The sequence below is a fragment of the Rhizobium sp. CBN3 genome (assembly GCF_030518245.1).
Taxonomy (GTDB): domain Bacteria; phylum Pseudomonadota; class Alphaproteobacteria; order Rhizobiales; family Rhizobiaceae; genus Rhizobium; species Rhizobium aethiopicum_A.
Window position 1 is genome coordinate 262,930 of the sequence record NZ_JAULSE010000001.1, and the last position, 14,300, is coordinate 277,229.

Annotated in this window: 11 protein-coding genes; 5 read left to right on the forward strand and 6 right to left on the reverse strand. The window is 56.4% G+C overall.

Annotated elements, in window-relative coordinates:
- Positions 1–321: 321 nt before the first annotated feature.
- From QWJ46_RS01380 to QWJ46_RS01395, 4 genes are all read left to right on the forward strand, one after another.
- A complete protein-coding gene (locus tag QWJ46_RS01380; protein WP_302748722.1) occupies positions 322–1,941 on the forward strand; it encodes a right-handed parallel beta-helix repeat-containing protein in 1,620 nt (539 codons plus the stop codon).
- Between the two features lie 477 nt (positions 1,942–2,418).
- Positions 2,419–4,182, forward strand: coding sequence for a type I secretion system permease/ATPase (locus QWJ46_RS01385; RefSeq protein ID WP_302748723.1), 1,764 nt, complete (start codon positions 2,419–2,421; stop codon positions 4,180–4,182).
- A gap of 15 nt (positions 4,183–4,197) precedes the next feature.
- On the forward strand, positions 4,198–5,505 hold the full coding sequence (locus QWJ46_RS01390) for an HlyD family type I secretion periplasmic adaptor subunit (protein WP_184453832.1): 1,308 nt from the start codon (positions 4,198–4,200) through the stop codon (positions 5,503–5,505).
- Positions 5,506–5,714: 209 nt separating this feature from the next.
- Positions 5,715–6,410, forward strand: a complete 696-nt coding sequence (locus QWJ46_RS01395; RefSeq protein ID WP_302748724.1) for an SGNH/GDSL hydrolase family protein — start codon at positions 5,715–5,717, stop codon at positions 6,408–6,410.
- Between the two features lie 39 nt (positions 6,411–6,449).
- On the opposite strand, the gene QWJ46_RS01400 is transcribed toward QWJ46_RS01395, so the two are convergent.
- Together QWJ46_RS01400 and QWJ46_RS01405 are read right to left on the reverse strand one after the other, a co-directional pair.
- Complete coding sequence (locus tag QWJ46_RS01400) at positions 6,450–6,926, reverse strand: glycosyltransferase (protein ID WP_302748725.1); 477 nt, start codon at positions 6,924–6,926, stop codon at positions 6,450–6,452.
- Entirely contained in the window at positions 6,923–7,384 is a 462-nt protein-coding gene (locus QWJ46_RS01405; RefSeq protein WP_210630236.1) for a glucuronosyltransferase, read from the reverse strand. The genes QWJ46_RS01400 and QWJ46_RS01405 overlap by 4 nt, the downstream gene beginning before the upstream one ends.
- Before the next feature lie 217 nt (positions 7,385–7,601).
- Here QWJ46_RS01405 and QWJ46_RS01410 point away from each other — a divergent pair, with 217 nt between their 5' ends.
- On the forward strand, positions 7,602–9,698 hold the full coding sequence (locus tag QWJ46_RS01410) for an acyltransferase family protein (protein WP_302748726.1): 2,097 nt from the start codon (positions 7,602–7,604) through the stop codon (positions 9,696–9,698).
- A 376-nt stretch (positions 9,699–10,074) separates the two neighbouring features.
- Here QWJ46_RS01410 and QWJ46_RS01415 read toward each other — a convergent pair whose 3' ends face one another.
- The 4 genes from QWJ46_RS01415 to QWJ46_RS01430 are packed head-to-tail and all read right to left on the reverse strand — an operon-like array spanning position 10,075 to position 14,267.
- Positions 10,075–11,415: an O-antigen ligase gene (locus QWJ46_RS01415; protein WP_184453844.1), complete on the reverse strand. Its 1,341-nt coding sequence runs from the start codon at positions 11,413–11,415 to the stop codon at positions 10,075–10,077.
- Positions 11,416–11,439: 24 nt separating this feature from the next.
- The gene (locus QWJ46_RS01420; protein ID WP_302748727.1) at positions 11,440–12,423 is read right to left on the reverse strand and encodes a glycosyltransferase family A protein; all 984 of its coding nucleotides are present in this window, start codon (positions 12,421–12,423) and stop codon (positions 11,440–11,442) included.
- Positions 12,420–13,304, reverse strand: coding sequence for a glycosyltransferase family 2 protein (locus tag QWJ46_RS01425; RefSeq protein ID WP_302748728.1), 885 nt, complete (start codon positions 13,302–13,304; stop codon positions 12,420–12,422). Before QWJ46_RS01425 ends, QWJ46_RS01420 begins: the two co-directional genes overlap by 4 nt.
- Positions 13,305–13,328: 24 nt before the next feature.
- Positions 13,329–14,267, reverse strand: a complete 939-nt coding sequence (locus QWJ46_RS01430) for a glycosyltransferase family 2 protein (protein ID WP_184453850.1) — start codon at positions 14,265–14,267, stop codon at positions 13,329–13,331.
- Positions 14,268–14,300 lie beyond the last annotated feature (33 nt).

Consider the following 14,300-nt stretch of genomic DNA (forward strand, 5'->3'; position numbering starts at 1 on the left):
ATTGTGTAATTACGAAGGATTATATCGCAGGACCCTCCCCTCGGGCGGTAGCGTATCGCCCCATTGTGCTGCGCTGGAGCGGGTACATGCCGGCTTCAGCTTGCTCCGGATCACAATTCGGCAGATGTGCCGAATCCAGGTAGAGCCGGCGTTTTGTGGGGCTCTACAACCTTATAGCGATACAATATTGTGCGTACACTAAAATAATCATGCGCAGAATTTAAGAATATTCCGAGATATCACGCATTTTAGTGTTTCATTTTAGCAGCCGGAGAGATGTCCGAAGTTAGAAGGTCTTCCATAACCTCGGGAGATCGCAGCATGACCGTCTATTACGTGAATTCAGTGACGGGATCCGACTATAACAGCGGAACCGGTGAGAGTTCAGCCTTTGCGACGTTGTCCGCTGTTGAAGCCTTGAAACTAAATCCTGGTGACAGCGTGTTGCTTGCTGCCGGAAGTGTATTTAACGAACAGTTCGACCTGAAATATTCCGGCACTGTCAGCGCTCCGATCACCATCGGCAGCTATGGCATCGGTGATGCGCCAGTCATTCACAGCAGCAATAACGGGATACACGGTTCCAAGGCTTCGAACATCATTGTCGAGAACATCAAGATCGCCGATACTGGCGCCAACGCGATCTATGCCGGGAGTGTATCGAACTGGATCGTCCGCAACGTCGAGGTCTCGAATACCGGTTTGGCCGGAAAGGCCGGCTCGCTCAGCTTTCAAAGCAGCCAGAACATCACGATCGAGAATAGCACCCTGACCGGTGTGCATGCCGATGGCATTTGGATGGATAAGGTCAAGGGCGTCACCCTCGTCAACAATACAGTTACCAACAGTCAGGGGAGCGTGGCTGACGCCATTCAGCTCAACGACAGCAGCAATATCCTGATCAAGGACAATCATCTCGAGCAGACGGAAACCAATAGCGCCAAGGGCGTCCTGGTGCTGATCCGGGCTCAAGATGCCGTGGTCGAGGGCAATACGCTTATCGGCGGCGGTTTCGGGGTGAGCGCTCAGGCGGGCACGAACATCGCCATCCATGACAATGACATCTCAGGATATGGCGGCTACAGCTGGTCGTACGGCATCGGCCTTGGCGACTCCGGCGATGCGAAAAACTACGACATTAGCGGAAATTACCTGCACGACGGCGTCTACGGCGTCCTGGTCAGCGCTGTCGGCAATCCCGCTTATGTCCGCGAGAACATCATTGTCCACGACAATGTCTTCGACGACCTGACCGCGTCGGCACTGAAGGTCGACAGGCCTGCATCGGGCTCCTTCTACGACAATATCATCGACAGTTCGGTGTCGACGCTGACGATGCCCGCCGCAATCGCTGCGCAGAACACATTTTCCATCGGTGAAAACAAGACGCTCGAACAAGCGCAGGCCGAGCTTGACAGCGCAGCGGGCAGCGCGAGCGGCGACACGTCGTCGAGCAATGAGCAGACTCCTGTCGCACCGGTTTCCGAGCATGTGGAGGTACCGGCGCCTCAGGTAGCTTCTCCCGCGCCTAGCGTGGAAGCGCTGGCCGCGACCGTGCCTGCAGCGGTCGTTCCGAAAATTGTAGCCGTCCATGACAGCCTGAAAATTTCGACCGATACCGGCAGCGCCTATCACGGAAATCTTCTTGAGAACGACAATGCGAGCAACGGTACAATACTGCTTCGCCGCTTCGGTGACAGCGCGGTGGACAAGCACGGCCTGACGCTGACCGGAAAATATGGCGTCATCCACGTCGAAAGCGACGGCGATTATAGTTATACGGTCGATGCTACCAAACTCGCAGGCCTCAGCGGCAAAGTCAGTGAGTTCTTCCAATACAAAATCTCCGATGGCGCGTCCCACATCGATACCGACAGCTTGAGCGTCTCCATCAACGTCGACGCATTCCATGGCAGTCACGCCTCGTACGTCCTGGCGTGAGGCTGGACGGGATTCTGGCGCATTCCCGTGAGCCGCGGGCGGTCTCAATTTGCGAGGCAGCCAAGTTTTCGCCAACGGGCGATGCAAAGGCACCCTCTTAATCGAAAAATTCGCGTCTGACATAGCCAAAACAAACTATAGATTGCATTTATAGTTTAATTCGTCAGTAAAGGTCGGATTTAAGCTGCCACACGCTCGCCGCTTTTAACCCTTATTGGCGGTTTTGCGATATTCACTTGCTTCGGCTGGTTTGCTTATCGTAGTGTTAAAGTTAGACCCCCTGAAATTGCTCGTGATAAGTTTGTATTTTCGGTCATTTTTCAGTGGGATTTATGTTCTATGTTAGGGCTCGCAAGCGGGATCGGCAACGATGCCGGGGATCCGAAGGCAGCCATGTCAATGATCGGGTTTGAGGGCCTGTAACTGCACTGTGGACCAGCATTCGTTGGTGCGCGATGCGGTAGAGAGGATTGCTTCGTGTTTCAAAGTTCAGCAGCTGACGTCAATGAACCGTCCAAAGCCTTGCGGAAATGCAAAGGAGGACTGATCTTCATTGGTATAGCTAGCGCCCTTATCAATATCCTTTATCTGACAAGTTCATTTTTTATGCTTGAGGTGTATGATCGGGTCATTCCCAGCAAAAGCATACCGACGCTGGCCGCCTTGGCAATACTTGCGTTGACTCTTTACGCTTTCCAGGGGGCGTTCGAAGTTCTCAGGAGCAGAATGCTCGTTCGCGTCGCCGGTGCGCTCGACGAGATGGTGAATGGGCGGGTGTTTCGGGCGTTGATCAAAGCGCCGCTGAAGGTCAAGATCGGCGGCGACGGGCTTCAGCCCCTGCGGGATTTCGATCAGATAAGAACCTTCCTGTCCGGCATGGGCCCGACGGCAATGTTCGATCTGCCCTGGCTTCCTTTCTATCTCGTTATCTGTTTCTTGTTCCATCCGGCCATTGGATATATCGCGATCGGCGGATCGCTCGTTCTCGCCATTCTGACGTTCCTGACCAACCAGGGCACGCGTACGCTCTCCAAGCGGCAATCGGAAGCCGCCAACATGCGCAACGGATTTGCGCAGAGCTCGATCCGCAATTCCGAGGTCATTCATGCCATGGGCATGGCAGGCACCATGGCTGAGATCTGGGACCGCAAGAACGGCGAATACCGGAACATCACCCGGCAGGCATCGGATGTCGGCAACGGTTATGCGACGCTGTCGAAGATTTTCCGTATCGCCCTGCAGTCCGGAACGCTGGCAACAGGCGCGATCCTGGTCATTCAAGGTCAGGCCTCTTCGGGTATTATCATCGCCGGCTCCATCCTGACGTCCCGCGCTCTGGCGCCTGTAGAGGCGGCGATCGGAAATTGGCGCGGTTTCGTTTCCGCCCAGCAGAGCTGGGCGCGGCTTGCGAACCTCCTGAAGACAATTCCGGAGATCCAAGCCCCTCTCGCGCTGGCTGCACCTTCCAAGCAGGTCACGGTTGAAGGCGTCGCCAGCGGACCGCCAGCCGGCCAGCGGCTGGTCATCTCCGATATAAGCTTCGGCCTGAAAGCCGGGAGCGCGCTTGGTGTCATCGGCTACAGCGCCTCGGGCAAATCGTCGCTGGCGCGGGCGATGATGGGCATCTGGCCGACGGTCAGAGGATCCATTCGTCTGGATGGCGCGGCGCTTGACCAGTGGGACGGCGACGCACTCGGCCGGCATATCGGTTATCTTCCGCAGGATGTCGAGCTCTTCTCCGGCACCGTCGCGCAGAATATCTGCCGCTTCGCCAAAGAGATGTCGCCGGAAGCGGTGGTTACCGCGGCGAGGGCGGCCCGCGTTCACGATCTTATTCTGCGTCTGCCGAACGGTTACGAGACCGAAATCGGCGAAGGCGGTGCTGCGCTTTCAGCCGGGCAGAGACAGCGTATCGCGCTTGCGAGAGCGCTCTATGGCGAACCATTCCTCGTCGTGCTCGATGAACCGAATTCCAATCTCGATGAGGAAGGCGAGCGGGCGCTGAGTGCTGCGATCATGAGCGTGCGTGCACGTGGCGGCATCGTCGTTGTCATCGCGCATCGCTCCGGCGTTCTGGCAGTGTGCGACTTCGTGCTGATGATGCAGGAGGGCAGGATGATCGCATTCGGTCCTAAGGAAGAAGTTCTGGCGCGGGTCAGCCGGACCGAGGCAGCGCGCACGCCGATTGCCGAGCGCGTAGCTCAGCTTAAGGTCGTGGTCGACGGCAATGCGGCGGAATAGGCCGGAAGGAAGATCGTGAGCAAAGTTATTAGTGAATCCAAACGCTCCCTCAATCGCCATGTGGCGGTTGTCGGCGCGCTGTCCATTGCGTTGGTTTGCGGCATCGGCGGTTGGGCGGCGACGACGGAACTTTCGAGCGCCGTCATCGGCGAAGGCGTCGTTGTCGTCGACGGCGACGTCAAGAAGATCCAGCATCTGACGGGCGGTATCGTCTCGGAACTTTTAGTCTCCGAAAACGAGCATGTGTCGGCCGGACAGGTTTTGATACGGCTTGATGGAACGGCGACAAGAGCACAGCTGTCGATTGTCGAGAGCACGCTTGCTCAGCTTTATGCGCGCCGCGCCCGCCTGAAGGCGGAGCGGATCGGCGCCGAGTCATTCGAAGTCGAAGAAAACCTCAGCGATCTGACATCCAGCACCGCGGCGCAGCAGCTGCTCGACGGCGAGCGGAAGTTGTTCGACAGCCGCAGGTCAGCGCTGATCGGTATGAAGAGTCAGCTGGCGTCGCGCAAGGATCAATTGGGCGAGCAGATCAAAGGCTTGGTCGTTCAGATCAACGCCACGGGCGATTCCCTCGGCTTGATCGAACAGGAGCTCGAAGCCGTCGATGTTCTCTACAAGAAGGGTCTCGTCACGCTTCAGCGTTTGAATACGCTCAAGCGAGCCCGCGCCGATCTCCAGGGTAACAGCGGTCAGGAAATCGCTGCAAAGGCGGAGGCCGAAGGCAAGGCGATCGAAATCGACCGACAGTCGATTCAGCTGGATGAGGACCGTCGTTCGGAGATCGCAAAGGACCTGACCGATGTCGAAGCTCAAATCGCCGAAAATGAGGAGCGCCGCGGCACTGCGCTCGATCAACTCCGCCGTCTCGACATCACCGCGCCGCTCAGTGGCCGCGTTCACGAATTGTCGGTGCACACCGTCAATGGCGTTATCGAAGCCGGTCAGACGCTGGGGCTTGTCGTTCCCGAAAATGACGATCTTACCGTCCAGGCGAAGGTCGCCACCCGCGATATCGACCAGGTCCATGTCGGCCAATCCGTCGATGTGCGTTTCAGCGCTTTTGATCAGCGCACGACGCCCGATGTGCAGGCGGTGATCACCTCAATTGCGCCTGATATCGTCAAGGATGAGCGGACGGGGATCAGCTATTATCCGGTGCGCGTCAAGCCGGAGGCTCAAAGTATCGCAAAGCTGAAATCGATAAAGCTCTATCCCGGCATGCCGGCCGAAGTCTTTATCAAGATCGGCGACCGGACCGTTATCTCTTATCTTACAAAACCGCTGACCGATCAGATGCAGCATGTATTTCGTGAGGAGTGATTGGCGCTCCTCGGCGTCGTTGCGGCATGAGGCAGCTGCTATCGCCCGGTTGGATGCAAGGCTGACTTGCGCACTGAAGCGGACGTGACAATCTGTCCTTCATGATATTGTCTCAAGCCTGCTGCAAGGCTGGCTTCAACGGCCTGCCAGCCGTTCCACAAGGTTCTCCTGCCGGTGACGTATAGCTCTCGCCGAGATATGGTTCTGTCATGATATGTTTGCGGCTTTGGCGAGCGGCGCCGACCGAGAGGCGACTGGCCTCGGGTCTGGTTCTGCTTTTAGCCTGCCTCGTGATGGTTTTGATGACTGGAAAGAGTGATGCCGAGAACCTTCCACTGCTGAAAATAATGGCTTTCGGAACATCGCTGACAGCGCGCGGGGGATGGCAGCCCGGCCTCCAGACAAGGCTTTCTGCCTGCCTGCAGAGATCCGTGAGAGTCGACAGCGTAGCAAAGAGCGGCGAGACGTCCACATGGGCTTTGACCCAACTGGATCGGGTCGTTGCCGAGCAGCCGGATATTATTCTGATCGAGCTCTACGCCAATGACGCGACATTGCATCGGTTCGTGTCGCTGGCGCAAAGCCGAAGGAATATTGCCGACATTCTCGATCAGCTTCATCAACGCGTGCCGCGGGCGCGGATCATCCTCATGGCGATGAATCCGTTTTCGGGGCTGCGTGGGCTGATCCGTCCTTTCGTCGGCAGCTATATTTCGGCTCATCAGGCGGAGGCTCGGAAACGCGGCCTAGAGTTTATCGACTATCGGCCCGATTGGGAGCGTCTGACCCCTGACGATCTGGCCGCTGCAATTCCTGACGGCGCACATCCGCGGCCCGAAGTCGCTTCTAAAATCATCGTGCCCCAACTGGCCCGACACATAGCCGGCCGCAATTGCGGAGAATGAATCTCCCCCGCCTGTGGGTGTCTGCACCTGTCGGCGGGTTCAACCTGTTGCGAGATAACCCTTCAAATAGTTAACCAGCGAAGTCCGGCCGACATCCGACACGTCTTGATGAGAGGGGCTGTCCAGGTCCTGGAGGAGATAGTCTTTGAGCTCGTCGTCGTTCTGGGCGACATAGATGCCCGGCCGGCCGACAAGCTGGCTGACCGTGGCAAGCTGGTGATCGTTTCGGTGCTCACCAAGTGCCGCCTTCCGCGGAACAAGAATGATCGGTTTGCCGAAACGCTTCGCCGTGAGGACCGTGCCGATTCCCGCATGAGAGACGATGACAGTCGCATCGCGAAAGACCCTATCGAAGTCCGCAGGCTCGATATTCTTGATCCATTTCATGTTCTGTGGAGTATAGGTGCCCTTGCCGATCTGCGCCAGCACCGGTCTGGTCAGATCCTTGGCGAAGGTATCGACCGCCTTGACGAGGCGATCAAACGGCAGCTGCGTTCCGACGGTGACAAGGATCAAAGGACAGCTCCTGCGTAATGGGGGCCATCCGGCCGCGAGAGATGTTGCCATTGCGTGAGCCAGAGCGTTGCAATATGGCCGGCCAATTTTCCCGATAAGGACAGTTTCTCGACATTGGCGACGCTATCGATCCAGATCGTTCGCTTGCCCATGAGCCTGCCGGCCAACAGGCAGAACAGGCCTGGAGCTGCTCCCGTCGACAGGATGACATCGGGCTTCAGCTTGAAGACAATGTAGAACGCGCTGAAAAAACACTTGATTGACATAACGATTGAATCCCGACTGCAATCGGGCAAAACCAAGCCATTGCTGATATCGTACTTTTTTAAGAGACCGGGAATCGTGGTGGCGAAAAATACCTCGCTACCCTCGAAGGCGGCGCGCATAGCCATCATCTGTTCCCAGTGACCACCTCCGGACGAAGCGGCGAGAATTTTCCGTTTTTTTCCGTCAGTCATATTAGATCCATCCTCGCACTATCTTATGGCTGCTATGGTGTCTCAGCATATTTAGGCCCGTTGCGAATTGTTCACATTTTGCGAGCCATGCGTTGGAGAGTGTGATTTCCTATTGCAATGCACCATTTTTGAATGCAATGCAATGTGAGTGGCTCGGCCGGCATTGACTTCGCGAGTGACAGTGTATCGTCTTGTATCACCTCGAAAGGACAATCGGATGCACAACAATCCCGTACGCACTTACCGTCCCGATATAGATGGTCTTCGTTCGGTTGCCGTCATTTCTGTTGTGCTGTTTCATGCAGGTTTGAGGTCATTTTCCGGCGGATTCGTTGGTGTCGATATTTTCTTCGTCATCTCCGGGTATCTCATTACAGGACATATTTATGGCGACATTCTAAAATCGGAATTCAAATTCACAAGATTCTATGCGCGGCGGGCACGGCGCATCTTGCCGGCGCTGTTTTTCGTATTGGCTGTTTCGTTTCTGATCGGTTTTCTCCTCTTGTCCCCGGGCGAGTTCAGGAAATTTTCGCATAGTGCCGTTGCTGCCATGTTAGGCTTTTCCAACGTCTATTATTGGCTTTCCAGCAACTACTTCTCGCCGGCATCCGACCAGCTGCCCATGCTGATGACCTGGAGTCTCGGCGTGGAGGAACAGTTTTATATGGTCTTTCCCTGGATCATTTTGTTCCTGAACCGCTACTTCAAGCGGGCTATTCTTCCCGCAATCGCATCGCTTGTCGTACTCTCCTTCATATTTTCCGTTGCAGCGTTGAAGATCAATCCGGCTTTCACCTTTTACCTGCTTCCGACCCGCGCGTGGGAGCTGGGGATTGGCGGCATTCTCGCTGTGATGGAGACAAAGGGTTTGCGTCTCGATCGGGGGGGAAGCGCAGTCGTCAATGCCATTGCATTGATCGGCGCGATATTGATTGTCGTCCCGATCTGCGTCTACAACGATTCCACGCCTTTTCCCGGAGCTGCGGCGCTTTTGCCGGTTCTCGGGTCGGCGCTGCTGATTGCGACGCCAAGCTCGATCGTGGCTTTTGCACTCGGTTCGCGGCCGTTCGTTTTTATCGGGCTTGTCTCATATTCCTGGTATCTGTGGCATTGGCCTCTTTTGAGCTTCGCCAGCGTCGCATCCGTCTGGCCATTGCCGCAATCGACGGCTTTGCTCATCGTTGGACTCTCATTTATTTTGGCGGTTCTGACGTATTATCTCGTGGAGAAACCGTTTCGGCGCCCGGGTCTTTCCAATGGCCGCACACTTTGGCGCTACGCAACGGCCCTGGCGGTTTTCGCGCTTCCTTTCGCGCTGACCGCGCTACTGGCCGGCGTTCCACAGAGATTTGGTTCACAGGTTACCAGGATTGAAGAGATCGCAGGCGGGCGTGAAGCGTGCCTCGTATCTTATGGTGCAACCGCCCCAGCTCTCGGCAGCAACTGCCAACCTGCAGGCAATACCGAGCCTGCGATAGCCTTGATCGGCGACAGCCATGCGGCTGCACTTGCGCCCGGATTGCGAGCCATCGCGCAAGAGCGGGGTTACCAGCTTTACGTCTTTACCAAAACATCCTGCCCGCCGCTGACAGACGCCACGCGCTATATGCCCAATCATCCGCTCCATGCTGCAGAATGCTCGGCTTATAACGCCAAAGTATTGGGTTTGCTGCGTGAAAACGACGCGATCAAGAAAGTTATCCTGGCCGGGTACTGGTCTGCTCCGATGCGTGAGGCAGAGACCGGTTCGCGCTATATCAGCCCAGGCGCCAATGGCGCAGAGCAGGCCGAAAACCAAAATGGGCCGACCCTGGAGTCGGCACTTGCATCGCAGGTCGCCCAATTGCGGGCCATGAACAAGGATGTCGTCCTTCTGCAAGACGTTCCACTGTTCAACTTTAACCCTGTCCGTGCCGTGCTCCAGCGTGCGATACCCTTCAGAGCGGCGTTTGGAAGATGGATCGACGGCGATCGTGATCTGACACCATATGATGCTCCGATGAAAGCTGTCGCGAATTTCAACGATCCGGTCAGGGATATCATCACGCGTGTCGCGGAGAAATCACCGCCTGGCGTGGCCCTGGTCGATCCTTTCAACGCGCTTTGCCCGGGAGCTCGGTGCAGTTTTTCCGCCGCCGACGGCGCCCCGTTGTTCATAGACAACCAGCATCTATCGACAGTCGGCTCGGAAGTTGCCGCCAGGGCAGTCCTTCCGGCGGATGACGAGGAGAAAATGAGGACGACGTCTTTTTCCGACAAACAATCTTGGGTGACTGGTATTGTGAGGCATATTGATACGCCGGTGCGCTGAATTAGTTTCAGCTCCTGTGTGAACAGTGGTGACTTCACCTCTACACATCCCGCAACGAATGCGCCCAAGCGCTGATGCAATGAATGCGCTGTCATCCGCGGCCTCGACGCCATGTGGGATCGACCAGTTGAAGAATGGACGGCTTCCAGTGCGCTGGGAGCCGTGCGTCGTTTAGGACGCACGACCAAAGCGCGTCGCTTTCAATCTAGACATCGTGCTTTCCGAAAGATCGATTCCAACTTTCGGGCCAAGGCGCTAAGCCGCAACAACCTTATCTCTGAGGCTGATGGATTTGGGGTAGCGCCCCACTGGCTTTTCGATGAACGTATAAATCAAAGCACGGCCACCGGCAGCGATCGCAAAATAATTAAAACTTCTATCCACTGTGTGTGTTCATCGACGAGCCACCGCTCTTCATTCTGCTTAGCGGAAGCGAGACAACCAGGTAAGGCCAGAGAATGACTGGCGCCAGCATCATTCCCGCTTCCATCATTGAGCCAACCACGATCAGAAGAATGATTGCAACTTCCTTGGAGTGTGTGGCACGAAGTTCGGTAGAGCGTTGGATCGTTACTAGACGGCCGCCCAAACGCTGAAGAATAAAGGCTGTCCAGGCAATCATGCCTGGGACCCCGATGTTGAGCGCGAGTTCCAAATAGGTGTTATGGGTGGAGCGTGCGTCGAAGGTCAGCGAGACATATTGCTCCATAATTTCAGGCTGACGGAAAACGGCAAAACCGTAACCAAAAAGAGGGCGGTCGTATACCAGAGGCAGCAATTGTTCCCAGATGTTGGTGCGTCCGGAAAAGGTAAGGTCTTTTCCAAATGCGTCCGCAATCACTTGTGCAACGCCAAGATAGGCGAAGGATGCCGCCACTCCCAAAATAATGCAGAAGAAGAAAACAATGAAGGAGCGCGCCAGTGAGTTTCTCACAGTTTGCATCATACGTGAGCCGGCCAATGTGGCCACGCCGATAGCCACCATAACAACCGCAGTCGAAGATTTGGAAACAACGATGAGTAGGAGAGTACACAGCAACGCCGCCCAGCGTAGAAGTTGGCTATAGCGTAATGGCCCCCTCGGCATTCCCAGCGACAGCATGGTTATGAAACTAACGGCGCAAAACTGACCTAGGCCGTTCTTGTGGTAGAATAGACCCTTAACCATGCCGGCATAGGATCCTCCCATCACACCATATCTTGGCAAGGCCACGGTATACAGGATGTTCGCAAACGCCGCGAACATACCAAAGGTCGCCAGAAGCCGGAAGGTTTCAACGCTGCCGTATCGATGCCGGTAAAGCAACGGCGCTACTGTCAGCACGGCGACGGCGGCAATGCCGCGCACGGATGCGCTAAAACTGATGGAAAGCCCAAGGGAAATGATTGAAATTATAATAACGATGAAAACCAGAACCGGTATCCTACGAAAATAGGAAAGGAATCGGTTTGGTTCCAATACGAAGTAAAGGCCGATCAGCGGAATGAGGCTGTACAGCATCAGTTTCTGCGCGAACGGATCAACAGATGCATCTTCATTGAAGTTTGAGGGATAGCCGTACCACATCCCGGTTGTTCGCAAGAGTGTTAGATAGAACATTCCGGTGAGGAGCACGCGGACAAGCGTTTCCTTTCTGATGCCGCGACGTGGCCGCGGTCGGACGACTGGCCGCAGGATGACTTCCTGGTCCGAAAGATAAGAATGGCCGAGACTCATCCGAGTGTACTCCTGCAAACAGTATCAGAAGGCGGCATTGGGCCTGTATTCCTGGTATGCGTGTCCGAGAATTCCGTTCACCATGCCGGCACCGCGTAGTACATGGGTGAGTGCCCGCATGCCCCAATAGGGTGAAACCAGGATCGCCGGCAGCATAACCAGCCCAAGCATCACTCTCGTGGCGCCATAGGCCGCGCGGTAGAGCCGGCGCTTGAGGTTGCCGTGCAGGACTTCGCTGACGGCGAAAGTGTTGCCGAGCCGGTATTGTCGCTGCAACACCCATTTCCAAGTCATGCGGCTGGCGGGAACGATATCATAGACGAGCGCCTTGTCAGCCCAGAAAACCTGCATGCCACGACGAATTGCCTGATTGAAGAAGAGATAGTCAGTGCCGCCGGTGAAGCGCATTTTCTCTTCGAAGCGCAGATTCCACGAGCGGATGAGGGGATAATCGAACATGACATTGTTCGAAGCCGCATAGGAAATGCGCTGGCCGTCCTTATTCTTCTTGCGCTCGAATACCCTTGCCTTGATGAAATATTCCGGCGGATTCTCGGGATAGACCGGCTGGACCGGACCGTAGACGCAATCGGCGCGATTTTTCTCCCGGGTCTCCAGCATCGCATCGAGCCAGCCATCGACCGGCCATTCGTCATCGTCGAGAAAGCAGAAGAGGTCGGTGCCGGCCGGGGCTGAATCGAGCGCGCGATTGCGCGCAAAGGGAATGCCCTGGTTCGGCTCGACGACATAGATCAGATCATAGGCGCCCGTTTGGCCAAAGGCCTCGACCGTGGCTCTTGCGCTGCCGGCGGCATCGTTGTCGACGATCACCATCGTCAGGTGATAGGGGCGAGCCGGATGCCTGGTCTGGCGTGTCATCACGTCGAGCAGCTTGGCAATTCCGTCCAGCCGCCGATAGGTCAGCACGCCGACGGCGATGTTCAACGGCGACGCGCCTGACGGATCAGTTCCGGCTGATGAACGCGGAAAAGTGTCCTGCTGGTTCATGACTGTCCTCTCCGCAGCATAGTGCCCAAACGCTTGCGCGCGGCCATCAGGGCCACTTCGTTGACGGCATCATCGCCGAACGGACCGCCGGCCACCGTGTTGCGAGCTTCGCTCCTCAGTTTCAAAAGCGATGTCGTTTCGGCAATGCCTCCGGCCACCAGGCTCTTGCCCAGCGCATGCAGCCCATCATAGCGGCGCGCCAGCTCCAATCCTGTGGCGATCATGATCCGTGGGCGCAGTGTTTTTGCCCTGCTCGTGCCCGTATAGCGGTTCGAGGCATGCATGCGCTGAAAGGTCAGCGGCGTTTCGACGATGGCGCCGCGACCGAGATAGGCGGCTGCAAACTTGATGTAATTGTCGCTGAGCACGACGTCTTTCGCGACCGACATCGGCAGGATCTGGGACAGAAGGTCGCGGCGGAAGCTCAAGCCGGAGGTCGGCACCGGAAGCGAGGGAAAGCCGCCCCTGCGCAACGTGTCCCGTTTGTCGAACAGCGTCACCTGCAACTGCGCGGGAGACTGGTCGTCTTCGTTGGTCGTCACACGGTCGAAACACCAGTCGATCTCGTTGCGGTCATAGACCTCGACGATGCGCGCGAGTTTGCCAGGCAGAAACGCATCATCGGCATCGAGGAGAAAGAGGATATCGCCGCTTGCAGCCGCAAAACCTGCGTTGAAGCTTGAGGCCTGGCCGCCGTTTTCCTTCAATACGGATCGGATCTGCTCGCCGTAGGAAGCGAGGATCTCCCTGGAATCATCCGTGGAGCCATCGTCGACGACAATCACCTCGTAGTCGGGATAGGTCTGCGACAGGACGCTGTCGATGCATGGGCGCAAGAACTGCCCATAATTGAAATTGTTGATCAGCACCGAAAGTTTCAAATTACCGTCTCCTGGGCCAATCGATCACCGCCCCAGCGGCGCGTATCGGCGAATCCCGGCACGATACCCGCGCATGTAGTAGTATTTCCAAATCGCCCAGAAACGCTTCTTCGACCGCGGCAGGAGATAGAGGAGGGCTGCTCGGAAAGCCCACTGTGCGCTTTCGATCCAGGTCGGCAATGGAACGCCGCTTATCCTCACGCCTTCCGGCACCTCATCAGGAAAGAGTGCCGGCATGCCGTAGCCAAGCCGCTCGCCGCGTTTCTGCACCCAATTCTCGGTCACGCTCGACGCCGGGATCCAGTGGTGAACCACGGCTTCGGCGCATCGATAGGATTTGGCTCCGCCCGCGGCCAGGCGGATGATGATTTCAGCATCTTCACCCATCGCGAACATCTTTCCCGGAAGAGGGCCGATGTCTTCTCGATAGCGTACGCTCGTCCCCAGCAACTCTCGCCGAACGATCGTGTTCGGGCCCCAAACCTTTGTCGGATCGCACGGTCCGCTTTGTGTTTCATCGACGATCGCGAATGTCGATCCCATGGGAATCCAGTCGATAAAGCGGTCCTTCGGCTCCTCCTCCCAATCTGGAACGATTCTGCCGCCGAAGACGCCAAAGCTCGGATGGGCTGCGGCACAATCGACGATCGCTTTCAGCCAATTTGGTTCGGCGCGGATGTCGTCGTCGGTAAGGACAACGAGATCCCCCTTCACCCGATCCAAGGCCAGATTCAGCGCACTGGACTTTCCCGGCTTGCGCTGCTGCAGGATGGTGATCGGGAGCTTCTCGCTATACGATTTCAGAAGGTCGAACGTATCGTCCTTGCTATTGTTGTCGACAGCGATCAATTCCCATCGATCATGGGGAAGCTCCTGGCTCACCAATGAATCCAAAGTATGGCGCAGCCGGCGGCTGGCGCCATTATAGGATGAAAAGAGCACGCTGACGAAAAGATCCGACATCAGTTACCAACCCTTTTGGTGAAGTCGAAAGAG

Excerpts from the sequence above, each read along its gene's own strand:
- QWJ46_RS01405 (WP_210630236.1), bottom strand. The coding sequence starts at position 7,384 with ATGACTGACGGAAAAAAACGGAAAATTCTCGCCGCTTCGTCCGGAGGT.
- QWJ46_RS01380 (WP_302748722.1), top strand. The coding sequence starts at position 322 with ATGACCGTCTATTACGTGAATTCAGTGACGGGATCCGACTATAACAGC.
- QWJ46_RS01415 (WP_184453844.1), bottom strand. The coding sequence starts at position 11,415 with ATGAGTCTCGGCCATTCTTATCTTTCGGACCAGGAAGTCATCCTGCGG.
- QWJ46_RS01395 (WP_302748724.1), top strand. The coding sequence starts at position 5,715 with ATGATATGTTTGCGGCTTTGGCGAGCGGCGCCGACCGAGAGGCGACTG.
- QWJ46_RS01420 (WP_302748727.1), bottom strand. The coding sequence starts at position 12,423 with ATGAACCAGCAGGACACTTTTCCGCGTTCATCAGCCGGAACTGATCCG.
- QWJ46_RS01430 (WP_184453850.1), bottom strand. The coding sequence starts at position 14,267 with ATGTCGGATCTTTTCGTCAGCGTGCTCTTTTCATCCTATAATGGCGCC.
- QWJ46_RS01410 (WP_302748726.1), top strand. The coding sequence starts at position 7,602 with ATGCACAACAATCCCGTACGCACTTACCGTCCCGATATAGATGGTCTT.